Genomic DNA, 12,367 nt, shown 5'->3' with positions numbered 1-12,367 from the left:
TCCCGCCGCCGATTCCCGGAGAATCACCAACGCTGGAGGGAGAAGTTTTTTTAATGGAGGATTTTATAACGAAGACAAATGATTGTTTTTTCGGTAGGCACTCGGGTTATAGCCATATGTTTTACGGAATAACGCGGCAAAATGACTAAAGTTGCTATAGCCCACCATCGCTGACGCTTCACTGACGGTGATCTGCTCGTTTTCCAGCAGTTGTTTGGCTCTTTCCAATCTTTGTTCGCGTACAAAGCCAAATACCGTTGTGCCGAATAGCTCCTTGAAGCCGTTTTTGAGCTTTTGTTCATTAATATGTACCATCTGTGCCAGCCGAATCAGACTCGGAGGCTGAACCAGCGTACGAAGCAAAATATCTCTCGCCTCGTGAAGACACTGTATATCATTGGGTTTGATCGTCATGGTCGATTTAGGCGGAGCATTGCGTGTTTCTTGCAGAAAAAGGGCCATCAGCTCCAGTGCCTTGCTCTCCAGAAAAAGCTGCCGGGTCATGCCCTGATAAGGATGAAACGACAGTTCCTGAGCAATCGCTCGCATACCGGGCGTAATCACTGTTTCCATACAAGCAAACGATTGTTCCAGACGAATACTCAGTTCCTGTAAAAGCTCACCCCACTACGAAGGATTAAAACGCAGCTCAATATGATTCATTGCTTTATTCCCCGGCATTTCCACTTGGATCTCCACTTCGTTCATATAAATGAGCTGCACATGCCCTCCATGTTCACGATCTGAACGGAAACCATCGATGGACCAGCTAGCCGAATAATCCAGGTTCAATGCCAGCTCCAGATACGGGGTGTCAAACCTTCTTGCAATTTGGACTGGCTCATGAAACAGCATTTGACTATGTGAAAGCTCGAAGCCTTTGCGCAAAAAATGCGTTCGATGCACACCCTCTCCCCATTGCTCAGGTATATGATAAATATGCTCATGTTTCGCGGACGCCTGAATGGGGTCTTGTTCATGGCTCATAGAGTTGGCATCGACTATTTCATTGTAGTAATCATTAAATGTAGACGGATTGGTATGTATTTTCATCTTGTTATCGTTTCCCCCCTTTAGCTGGATTCGCAGTGCATACGCGTTTCATTCTTGATTACAAATATAATGATTATCATTCTCATTTGAAAGATAAAAAATTTCTTTCATAGTGCTTGGAACATTTTCGGTTAACATAATATATATTACGTAGCTCATTTGCTGTTTTTAGAATAAACTTGACTTCGGTGCTGACTGATCGTATAGTGTGGATATATCTGTAATCAAGGGAGAGATTTTGATGTCGGTGAACGTTCTTAACTAAGCAACTTCATATTCAGGGAAGACCATTCAGGCGCTTGTGCCCTCCGGGGACAGGTTTGTTTGATACTGTGTTTTTACCCTGACATTAGTTAAGAACATGCGGATATCATAAATCGCCTCAGGGATTATTTTCTTCTAGGCCTTATTCCGTGCTGTGTTCAGCGCGGTTTTTTTGTTTTCAGATTTTGTGAACTCCTTTATACACCTCCTATTCATGGACTAATTAGTTTACAAATTGGTTTACTCATGGATGATTTGGGGACGCATAAATTAGAGCTGCAAAAGCTGGATTATAGGCTTATTTGAAGATAAATTCCCTCTTCCTTCAGGGCGGAGAATGAACGATTTGTTCATTCTCCGCCCTTTTTTTATTTCACAGAGAAGGCTCTAAACAATCCTAAAATCACACACTAAAGGAGAGATTTATTCATGAAAGAAACCACAATGCAGCGTTTGGAATACGACCGGATCAAAACAAGAGTTTCCGAATGTGCTTTTTCTTACCTTGGTAAGCGGCATGCCGCTTCTATGCAACCAATTACAGACATCCGTACGATCAAGACCAGACTTGACGAAGCGACCGAAGCCTTGCAGCTCATTCGCCACGGTGCAAGTGTTCCCATTCCCTCGCTGGAAGGGATGGAACACATACTTCACTTACTGGGAACCGGATATTTGTTCAGCGAGCGGGATTTTTCTTACATTGCCCAATTTATCAGAAGTTGCATTCAACTGATAAAATATATGGGCTCCAAGTCGAATACCGCTCCAAGCGTCAGTGCCTATGCTTCTTCCATGTATGGTATGGAACCCCTTCTGTCTGAAATTGAAAGATGTATTTATTCAGGAAAAGTGACGGACACCGCCAGTAAAGAACTGGCTAAAATCCGCAAAAAAATAGCGGTCACGGAAGAACGGATCAAAAGGAAACTCGATTCTCTCACCAGCCATCACCGATCCATCATGCAGGAAAATATGATCAGTCAGCGCGGTGGCCGTTACGTGCTTCCGATCAAAAAAGAGTTTCGCAAACAGGTGAAAGGCAACGTGCTGGATGAATCAGGTAGTGGTCAAACGGTTTACATCGAGCCTGCCGAGATCGTAAGTCTGCAATTCGATCAGAGTGCGAACATGGCCGAAGAATCCAAAGAAGAAATGAAAGTGCTGGGAGATCTGACGACACTTGCTGAGTCATATAACCGGGAGCTGAGCATCAACACAGAGACAGTAGGCATACTCGACTTTTTATTAGCCAAAGCCAAATATGCCTTAACGATGGATGCTGTGCCTGTCGAGCTTAACCTTGACGGAATTATAGACATTCGAGGGGCACGTCACCCGTTGATGGGAAATTCCATGGTTCCACTTGATTTCTCAATCGGTGAAGGCTACTCCTCACTCATCATTACCGGACCCAATACAGGTGGAAAAACGATGGCTCTCAAAAGTGTCGGCCTGTTGACCCTGATGGTGCAGTCCGGATTGCTGGTACCTGTTTCAGAAGGCAGCCGAATGGCTGTATTTGAGGAAATTGAGGTAGATATCGGAGACGGACAAAGCATCGAGCATGCCTTGAGCACCTTTTCTGCACATATCCGTAACATGATCGGTATTTTGGAAACGACAGGCAACTCCACTCTGATCCTGATTGACGAAATGGCATCTGGAACCGATCCGGGCGAAGGCGTGGGCCTTTCTATCGCGCTGCTGGAAGAATTCCATCGCCGCCGGGCAACCGTAGTGGCTACTACACACTTTAGCGAAATTAAGCATTTTGCTGAAAATACACCGGGATTCCAAAATGCTCGTATGGAGTTTGATACCGAAACGCTGCAACCCTTGTATCGTCTTCGGATCGGCGAGGCCGGGAAAAGCTACGCATACGCCATTGCCTTGAAGCTGGGGATGTGGAATCGCATTATTGACCGTTCTCAGGCTATTTCTTCGGGTAGGACGTCTCAAAATACACGGGAATCATTTGTGATTCCCCCAGCTTCTGATGATGTAAAGCAGAACACAATAAGTGAACTCTCTCCTAAAAGAGCGTCTTTAAAGCATACAGCCACAAAACAGGTGAAACAAGAACACACTGCCGAACCTAAGCCGTTTGCCCTTGGTGACAGTGTTTACGCAGCCTACCTGAACCGGACTGGAATTGTGTACAAAACCGAAGATGAACGAGGCAATGTCGGGGTTTTGATCCAAGGACAAAAGCTCACCATAAACAAAAAGAGGCTTGTTCTTCATATTGCAGCTACCGAGTTGTATCCCGACGACTATGATCTGGACATCGTTTTGGAAACTAAGGAAAACCGCAAAAAACGGAAGCTTCTAGGCCGGAAGCATATCGAAGGCCTGATGATTGAATCTCCTCCGGAAGATAAAGTGTAAAAACAATTGTAGATTCAACTCTATATAAGCTGAACTTAAAAGTTACCTACAGTGCAACTGCACAGACATTTGGTGTTTCCCATAGCCACCGCTTCGCTTGTACAGCACCATTCCGTCTACTCCGTTTTCCATGTACATTTTTCAGCTCAGCTAATATAGCCACTCAAAATTTATAATTAGAATTGGCAAAGCAGATTGAGTTAGCATAATATTTATTATGTTAACTCAATCTGCTTCCGTTATTTTGAGAACTGATAAATACTCCAAAACCCTATCATATATACCTCTTGTTTCGGCTCAAAATGGAATCGTCGATGATGAACACTCGTACACGCGTAGATGAAATAAGCGATTCGAAATGGAGCACAATGCTAAGACTTAAGAGGTGAGAAAGTTGAGTTATTAAATATTTGCTTGCGCACTACAATTTTTCAATACATGCCGTCAAATAAAACAGATGTATCTTCCTCGATCCGTTACAATTTGTGTTGAATTTTCAAAATAGATATCACACGGACCAATTTTAGATCCAAACTTCTTTGTATACTTATTGTCCTTGACTTTTCGTATGATTATTTCAAATTTCCGATCTGCCAATTAATCACTCCTCAATGATATACTTCCTTTATGATATATTATCGGAGGATGAACCTTCTCGATACAGCATAGTATAAATCGTCATAGAAAACGATGATTCCCGAAAGTATTATTCCATGTTCCACCGGCAGCTGTACCGATTCTACTCGATCCCCAGGCTAGACGGACGGTATTTTCCGGATACGTATACTGCTAATAATCAGCTTCTCAACCTGCGTAGATACTGCTTTAAAATGAGAATCAAAAAACATCAGTGTGCCTTCGTTCTTATTGAACGTAACGTTCAATGTCGAGTGTGCAGTTCCTTCATTAACAATCTCTAAAGCTCTATTAAAGCCATAAGACTCTCTATGCTTGTCTGTATCAGAAATTAAATCGAATCGTCTCACCAATAAATCATTTTAATTCTCAAGCAAGAGTTTTATTACTTATTGAAGCTCGGTTTTTACGTTCAGCAACCTACCGATGTCATCGTAGGTCAATCCCAGTTCGTATTTCAGGATAAGCATCTGTTTGCATCTTTGCGGAATCCGGTTCAACATTTCCTTTACCCCTTGACTCTTTTCCCTTTGCATATAATGATCTTCAGGTGAATGTTCATCCTTTAAAAATAAAAGCTCGATCGATACGGTTTTTCCTCGCCGGGTTTCCTTCCTGTACAGGTCATAATATTTATGCGTTGCGACTTTAACAAGCCAGGACATGAACTTTGCCGGTTTGATGGAATCGATATGCATTATGCTTTTTAGCAATCTGTCCTGCACGATTTACTCCGTATCGGGCGGGTTTGCACCGATCCGCACCAAATAATGTTTAATGACTTTGCCTCTCTGAAGCAGTTGTCTCATCAACTCGTCATCGATCATGATCTGCTTCTTTCCACTCTAATAACGACATGAAGCGGATATATGTATACAGGTTTTTAAAATAAAAAAATGAGCAGTGCGGCTGCACGGCTCTCCAAAGTTGATCTTAGGTTGAGATGACGCCCAGGGAAGTTCTTCGTAATTCTATTGCGTTCAAACAGCCCCCGAAATGCCATCAGCTTTGTGATGTTGGAAAATCCTTATTAGGCAATAGGCGTCAATGCCGTAATACCGACTAATTCAGAGTTTAGAAATTGAAGATTATCCACGATTTTACCGCCGGCATCTACGCCGACAACGGTAGTGATCGTATCCACTTGAGTAGGATTACTCGATGTTCCCCGGAGTTGAACCTCGAATATCGGGGCTCCAAAAATCGGGATATCAACATTTTTGGCGGTAAGAGCCCCTATGGAGAACAATTGATGCGCGATCGGAACTTTCGGCGAATTGTTCGCGTTATCCGGTATGGAGAACACTTCAATTTCAAAAGTCGCCGGTACAGAGTCATCATTGCTGATCAGTACCCGTACGATTTGAGCGCGAGCGCCTGTTTCTGAGCCGTTCAGGACTGGGCCAGTCGTTATTGTTGCTGTTGCCATCTTCTATCATCTCCTTTTGTATAAGATACTCTATCTTATGTTTTTTTTAAGTAGATGCTTGGACGATTTAATAGAAGTGTTTTTTTCATAGTTGGTTGACGATTATATTCAACATATGCGGCATCATTTGGAGCAAATTAATCAAAAGCAAAGCTATATAAGCTGAACTTAAAAGTTACCTATCGTGCCACTTCGCAGACGGATGGTGCTTCGCTTGTACAGCACCATTCCGCCTACTCCGTTTTCCAAGACATTTTTAGTTAAGTTTATATAATCGTTAAAACAAATATAATATGTTGGTAATTTTCGTTGATATGAAGTTATGAAATTGGGTTTCACTCTATTAAGTTTACATAATAATTATTATGTAAACTTAATCTTTTTATTCTTCCTACATATACCTATCATATTACTGTCAATATTTCACTTTTCACTATTGAACACTTTATTCCCCTTTTTCTCTTGTTAGCCCTACCTCTTTAATTCCATCATAGGTACCTGAATATCCAGCTTGTCCATCGCTTTTTCTTTTTCCCGATCCGTGACATGCGTATATACCGTGGTCGTCTGGATGGATGAGTGTCCCAGCAGCTCCTGTACAGTACGCAGATCGGCACCCTTACGCAAAAGCATCGTTGCAAACGTATGGCGTAGCTTGTGACTGGAGTAAGACACCCGACGTTCCGCACTCTTATCCTGCTGGAATCGCTCGAACGTTTCCGTAGCAATCTGCTGAATAGAGCGCACCGCCAAGCGGCGGCCTTTTTGCGACACGAACATCGCGTCCTCCTTCCCCCTCCACGGCGTTAATCTTTCCTCCAGCGCACGTTCCACAATATCACACACAGCCTCAGGTACAGGAAGCGTACGCCACTTGCGCCCTTTACCAAATACATCTAGTGTGCGCCGTTCTCTGCTAAAATCCGAGACATTCAAAGAATGAACCTCACCCACCCGTAATCCCATATATACCATGAGCAGAAAAATAGCCATGTTGCGATTTGCATATTTTCCCTCCACCGCGAGTAAAAACGGCTGAATTTCCTTTTCATCCAGATAGACGGGCATACGATTCTTTTCGGTCTTTGCTTTTTTAATTCCGAAAGCCGGATTCGTGCTGCACAATTCAAATTCCTGTAGCGCTTTAAAAAAGCTGCTCACCGCTGCATGCTTGCGGTTCCGGGTACTATCTCCAGCTCCGCCTTCCCGAGCTTTAGACAGATACGACATCACATGAATTTTCTTCACCTGATCAAGCGGCTTTTCACGGAGTGTGCGCAAAAACTGCTTCACATCCCCTGTATAGTTTTTTTGTGTATGTAGCGTATATCCGGCATCCTTCATCCAGATCAAAAAAGCTTCCAGCTCCTCAGCATACACTTCATCAATATCTTCTATCGTATCCAACTCCATTTGATGTGCCCCTTTTTTCATCCCGATTCCCTCCGCTTCGATTCATCTTCCAAATATGCTGGAAAACGTCCATTTTCGCCTAATTTTTATCGACAACTAATGCGTGAGGGCTAATGAAAGTCGATTTAAACCTAAACAGCGTATAATTTATATTATACGCTGTTTTTTGAACGCTTTTCAACTAAAAAAGCGGGCTATCCTCCAATAGATAACCCGCACTTTTTGAGTTTTTTACAATGCAATATTATGTAATTGTTTGTAATTATAAATAGCACCTAGCAAATTGGCTTCATTACCTAATTTACTTTGTTCAATCTGCGCGTAAACAAAATTAAACGTAGACTCCGAATAAAGTTTCTCTAATTCTTGTCTAATGGTACTCACGAGTAGAGGATTTTCAGATATACCTCCACCAATAACAAACTTTTCAGGATCAAGCACTGATTGCAGATTAATGATTTGTATAGCTATATTTCTGCAATATCCTCGGAAAACAGAATGCACAACAGGATCATCTTTTTCAATGAATTCAAATACTTTTTCGCCTGTAACTGAACCAACGGGAAGATTTTTATTTTTCGCAACGTTTTTAGTTAAGGTCAGACTACTTCCTTGAAAGCCAAGAAAATAATCAAGATTGTCTGCATCTTCATTATTCGTTCTAATGAAGGAGAATTCTCCTGCGGATAGATGATGGCCTTTCAATAATTTCCCTTGAGATATGATTCCACCTCCCATGCCTGTGCCAACCACTAGGACAACCCCATCGTTAACCCCTTGTAATGCACCTCTCCAGGCTTCTCCAAGAGCAGCGCACTTTCCATCATTTTCAATCGTTACAGGTAAACGAAATCTTTTTTCGAGAACTTCAACCATATTCAAATCATTTATATACTTTAAGGAGCCTCCATGCACCATATGACCGCTAGTGGAATTCACAATGCCTGGCAAACTTATAGCTACACCTTCGATTTCATCCACAAACTGACTATGGATTTGTTCTAAAGTTACAATAAGGTCATCGAGTGAGTCCATCGGTGTTACAACTTTACCCTTTTTGAAAAAACCATTCTGGGAAAATAAACTAAATTTTATAAAAGAGCCTCCAATATCAAAAACTAGTATTTTATTTTTCATGATAGCAACGTCCCTTTCATTGAGGAGATAAAGCTTATCCAGCTTATAAAATTTTGACATCATTACACCTAAAATATTAACAATTAACGAGATCCATATCAATGAAAATTGCATTGAAAAAGTTCGGATTTCGTTTGATTAGCTCATGATTGCAAATAATACACAGGTTCACTCCGATTGATTTCCGCCTAATCTGGCGTGATCGTCAGTATCGACAAGCATATCTAAGATTACACGAGATGAGCACTTCTTGGAGCAACAAGGCTAATGTGAAAAAGAATTTTGCTGTCTCACTCCATTTTCCCTCCATCATTCAGCACGCTATACTTAAAGAAGTCGAAAGGCAACCTTATATTCAGCCTATGTTCATTTCAAAAATGCAAGTTATTCATGACAAAGGGAGTGTTCTTTTATTTATGAGTACCGAAATGTTGGAACGTCGAAGTGAAATTCTAAAACGGAACATCCATCAGTTGCTGGTTCAGGAAAATCAACACGGCGTGACGCGTCAGGAAAATTACACTTTGCACAAAATGATCAGAGAGCTTCATCAAACTTCTCACGCCTTGAATACTTCCCGTTGATATGAAAGAATGCGATTGCTAAATTTTAAATGCAAAATAACCTTCAGCCCCACTTCCTTAGTGGTGTTGAAGGTTATTTTGTCGTGTATAGCTTTTAATGAGTAAGTTATGATTTCTTCGCAAGATTATCCCTTGGAGCGACTCAGCAGATACAGGAAGTATGGCGCCCCAATAATGGCCACAATTAAACCTGTCGGGATTTCCTTCTGTAAAGGTAAGGATCGTGTGATCGTATCGGCCACAAGCACTAACAGTGCCCCGACCAATGCACAGGCTACTAACAGCATCTTATGCTTCGGTCCCACCAGCTTTCTCGCCAAATGTGGAGCGACTAAACCGACGAAGCCGATTCCACCACTAACCGATACGCTGGAACTGGCCAATCCAACCGCAGCAGCGAGTAAAAGGATACGTTCTTTTTCAATTGATGTACCTAACCCGGATGCCGTCTGATCCCCCAGATTAAGCACATTCATTACATTGGCCTTGTAGTATGCGAAAGGCAGCAACACAACAAGCCAAGGTAACAGTGCCATTACAAATTTCCAGTTGGACCCCCATATACTTCCTGCCAGCCAACTGGCAACAAACGTATAACTTTCAGGCGTAAGCTTGAGGGTCATGATGATCATCGCAGCACTGATCCCCGCCGCTACACCAATTCCGCTTAACAGTAACCTTGTCGGAGAAATCCCTTCACCCTTTTTGTAAGAAAGCGCGTAGATCAAAATAGCAGCCGCTCCCGATCCAATCAGCGCAAGGGCAGGTAGTAAAAACAATGAATTCGTTGTTTGCATCGTTGGGAAAAGCAATACAAACAGCATAACCATCAGCCCGGCTCCGGCATTAATCCCCAAAATACCAGGGTCCGCCAAGCCATTACGTGAAACACCCTGCATGATACAGCCAGAAACAGCCAGACCTGCACCGATCAAAACGGAAATAACCATTCGTGGCAATCGGAATTCAAATAAGATTAATTCCTGCTGTGGAGTCCCTTGCCCAAATAAGGTTCTAAAAAGCTCCATTGGCGAAAGTCGAATGGTTCCTGTATTCGCACTAATGGTGAATGCAACAATGAGTAGAATGAGCAGAACGATAACAACGATCCAATCATGGATTTTTTTTCGGTGGCCTGCTTTGGCAATAGCTCCAGTCGTGATGTTATTCATCTTACAGTGCTCTCCTTTCTTTACGAGCCAGATAAAGGAAGAATGGCACCCCAATCAGGGCAATAAGCACGCCTACTGGTGTTTCCTCCGGTGCATTAATCATGCGGGCCGCCAGATCGGCAAACACGATGAGCAAAGCTCCCATAATGGCCGAACAAGGAATGATCCATCGATAATCGACACCGACCAGCTTTCGGGTCATATGAGGAATGATCAATCCTACAAAACCGATAGACCCTACTAGCGATACCGCCGCTCCCGCCAGGACCAGAACGAGAATCATCCCGGCTACCTTCACCAGCCCTGTTCGCTGACCGAGACTGAGCGCAATTTCGTCCCCGAGACTGAGCAACGTAATAGACCGGGACAGCATAAGCGCACCGACGAAAGCAGCCACAACCCAAGGCAAGACAATCCCCAGTTGCACCCACTTGGTTCCGCTAAGTCCTCCTGCATACCAGAAGGCCAGATCCTGTCCGACATTAAAATACAAGCTGATCGCGTCACCCAAGGCAGACAGTAAGGCCGTTACAGCTGCACCCGCCAACACAAGGCGTACTGGCGTAAGTCCAGCCTTGGATATGGAGCTTGTACCATATACCATCACAACAGCTAAGGCCGCACCAACAAAGGAGTACAGCATCAGCTGTAAAAAGGATGAACCGGGAAAAAGGGCAAAACAAATCGCCATCGCCAAACTGGCTCCCGAATTCAATCCAAGCAAGCCCGAGTCAGCAAGCGGATTACGGGTCATCCCCTGCATAATCGCCCCCGCCACAGCGAAGCAGACTCCGATCAACACACCACCCAAAATCCGTGGTAGCCGGATTTCCCAAATAATTTGATGATTTTGTATTTCAGGATTAAAATGAAAGACTGCGTTCCATACCTCAAACAGCCTAATAGGAGCTGCACCAAAAGATAGGGATAAAGCGATACCGAACGCCAAAAGGGCTAACCCGGCTGTTAAGATGAACGAAGCCGCCCATGGCCGTGAGTGGAATGGAGTCGGCGGCTGGCTATTGCTACTCTGGCCGGGGCTCTCCGATGATTCTGATAATTTCATGACTATTTTTCACCCTTACTGTTGAATAGTATGTAGGCTATCACACAAACCTGTGCTCATGAAGGCGTTTGATAATGAGAATTATTATCATGCAATCTTTACTATTGTAAATTAATGCGACAATGGCTTCAATAGTAAATTTCGACGAACCCGTGAAGCCCTGCAATTTTGTGAAAAAATAAAGCCCTTTGGCATAAATAAATACCAAAGGGCTGCCAGCAACACCTGAGTAACTACTTCTGTGAAGCCTTCTCTTTATTCCGCTCGACGAGCATGTCTGCGATTTCTTCTGCTTGTCCTACAATGGCAATCGGGTCAAAGTACCAATAGCGATCCTCTTGTAACTCAAAGACCCTGTCATTTCGAACGGCATCCAGTGACTTCCATATACTGTCCCCTGTATAACCGGCGGTTTCCTTGTTAACCGTCAGAAAAATATAAGAGCCAGCATACTGATTAATAACTTCTTTCGATACCGATTTCCATTGAGTATCACCTAATAGTTCTTTTTGGACAAAAGGTGGAGGCGTCAAACCCAGTCCACTGTATACCGCCTGTCCTCCTCTGCCAAAGTTATCGCCATATACATAATATTCCTTCGTTGAAGCCTCCATGACAGTGAAGGTATCCTCAGGTTGAATGATTCCCTTTAACTTGTCGCGTGCTGCCTGCATCCGCTGATCGTATTGGGCTAGCCACGCTTTAGCCTCCTGCTCTTTACCAAGAAGCTCTCCAAAAGCAGTTAATTCCTCATGCACATCCTTATACGTGCCATAAGGAATAGCGACGGTCGGGGCAATTTTACTGTAATTCTCATATTGAGAAGCATCTTTGGAACCAATCAGAATCAAATCCGGCTCCAGAGTAAGTACCTTTTCAAAGGACACGCTATCGCGATCTCCAATGCTTGTAATGCCTTGTACAAGATCCCTGGAAAACGGATTGTCCAAATAATACTTCACACTCCCCACAGGTTTAATACCAAGAGCTAATAAATTATTCTGATACATATCTACGACGATCCGTTGAGGATGAGTTGGGATCGTAATATCACCGTGAATCGTTTTGACTGTTTTCGTTGCCGCCGTCTTCTGCTCGGTAGAAGTTTGATTCTGCTTTCCGTCAGCCTGCTCCGTCTTTCCCCCACAAGCGTTCAGAACCAGGATGAGTGACAGGAGCATCATTGCAATCCACATTTTCTTTTTCAAAACATTCATTCCTC

At 43.3% G+C, this 12,367-nt stretch carries 11 protein-coding genes; 2 read left to right on the top strand and 9 right to left on the bottom strand.

Annotated features, from left to right (window positions below; genetic code table 11):
* Nucleotides 1-63: 63 nt before the first annotated feature.
* Both ACWXW9_RS01755 and ACWXW9_RS01750 read right to left on the bottom strand, forming a co-directional pair.
* Entirely contained in the window at nucleotides 64-600 is a 537-nt protein-coding gene (locus tag ACWXW9_RS01755) for a helix-turn-helix transcriptional regulator (protein WP_494928157.1), read from the bottom strand.
* A gap of 27 nt (nucleotides 601-627) precedes the next feature.
* Nucleotides 628-1,053, bottom strand: coding sequence for a hypothetical protein (locus ACWXW9_RS01750; RefSeq protein WP_494927999.1), 426 nt, complete (start codon nucleotides 1,051-1,053; stop codon nucleotides 628-630).
* 693 nt (nucleotides 1,054-1,746) lie between these two features.
* Between ACWXW9_RS01750 and ACWXW9_RS01745 the strand changes: the two genes are divergently transcribed.
* Nucleotides 1,747-3,708 carry an endonuclease MutS2 gene (locus ACWXW9_RS01745; RefSeq protein WP_494927998.1) on the top strand — a complete coding sequence of 654 codons (1,962 nt, stop codon included), beginning with the start codon at nucleotides 1,747-1,749 and terminating at the stop codon, nucleotides 3,706-3,708.
* Nucleotides 3,709-4,733: 1,025 nt separating this feature from the next.
* Here the strand turns inward: ACWXW9_RS01745 and ACWXW9_RS01740 are convergent.
* The 4 genes from ACWXW9_RS01740 to ACWXW9_RS01725 form a co-directional block, all read right to left on the bottom strand.
* A complete protein-coding gene (locus ACWXW9_RS01740; protein WP_494927997.1) occupies nucleotides 4,734-5,069 on the bottom strand; it encodes an RNA polymerase sigma factor in 336 nt (111 codons plus the stop codon).
* 305 nt (nucleotides 5,070-5,374) lie between these two features.
* A complete protein-coding gene (locus ACWXW9_RS01735) occupies nucleotides 5,375-5,773 on the bottom strand; it encodes a hypothetical protein (RefSeq protein ID WP_494927996.1) in 399 nt (132 codons plus the stop codon).
* A gap of 471 nt (nucleotides 5,774-6,244) precedes the next feature.
* Nucleotides 6,245-7,207 carry a tyrosine-type recombinase/integrase gene (locus ACWXW9_RS01730; RefSeq protein ID WP_494927995.1) on the bottom strand — a complete coding sequence of 321 codons (963 nt, stop codon included), beginning with the start codon at nucleotides 7,205-7,207 and terminating at the stop codon, nucleotides 6,245-6,247.
* 210 nt (nucleotides 7,208-7,417) lie between these two features.
* Nucleotides 7,418-8,386 (bottom strand): ROK family protein, encoded by a 969-nt coding sequence (locus tag ACWXW9_RS01725; RefSeq protein WP_494927994.1) that lies wholly within the window; start codon nucleotides 8,384-8,386, stop codon nucleotides 7,418-7,420.
* Nucleotides 8,387-8,592: 206 nt separating this feature from the next.
* Between ACWXW9_RS01725 and ACWXW9_RS01720 the strand changes: the two genes are divergently transcribed.
* Nucleotides 8,593-8,907, top strand: a complete 315-nt coding sequence (locus ACWXW9_RS01720) for a hypothetical protein (protein WP_494927993.1) — start codon at nucleotides 8,593-8,595, stop codon at nucleotides 8,905-8,907.
* 125 nt (nucleotides 8,908-9,032) lie between these two features.
* On the opposite strand, the gene ACWXW9_RS01715 is transcribed toward ACWXW9_RS01720, so the two are convergent.
* The 3 genes from ACWXW9_RS01715 to ACWXW9_RS01705 form a co-directional block, all read right to left on the bottom strand.
* Complete coding sequence (locus tag ACWXW9_RS01715) at nucleotides 9,033-10,079, bottom strand: FecCD family ABC transporter permease (RefSeq protein ID WP_483871428.1); 1,047 nt, start codon at nucleotides 10,077-10,079, stop codon at nucleotides 9,033-9,035.
* Nucleotide 10,080: 1 nt separating this feature from the next.
* Complete coding sequence (locus ACWXW9_RS01710) at nucleotides 10,081-11,145, bottom strand: FecCD family ABC transporter permease (protein ID WP_494927992.1); 1,065 nt, start codon at nucleotides 11,143-11,145, stop codon at nucleotides 10,081-10,083.
* 233 nt (nucleotides 11,146-11,378) lie between these two features.
* Nucleotides 11,379-12,362 carry an ABC transporter substrate-binding protein gene (locus ACWXW9_RS01705; protein ID WP_494927991.1) on the bottom strand — a complete coding sequence of 328 codons (984 nt, stop codon included), beginning with the start codon at nucleotides 12,360-12,362 and terminating at the stop codon, nucleotides 11,379-11,381.
* Nucleotides 12,363-12,367 lie beyond the last annotated feature (5 nt).

This window comes from Paenibacillus sp. LT-B23 (assembly GCF_059417685.1).
The sequence above is the reverse complement of the archived record's forward strand: the minus strand, read 5'-3'. Positions and strand labels throughout refer to the sequence as shown.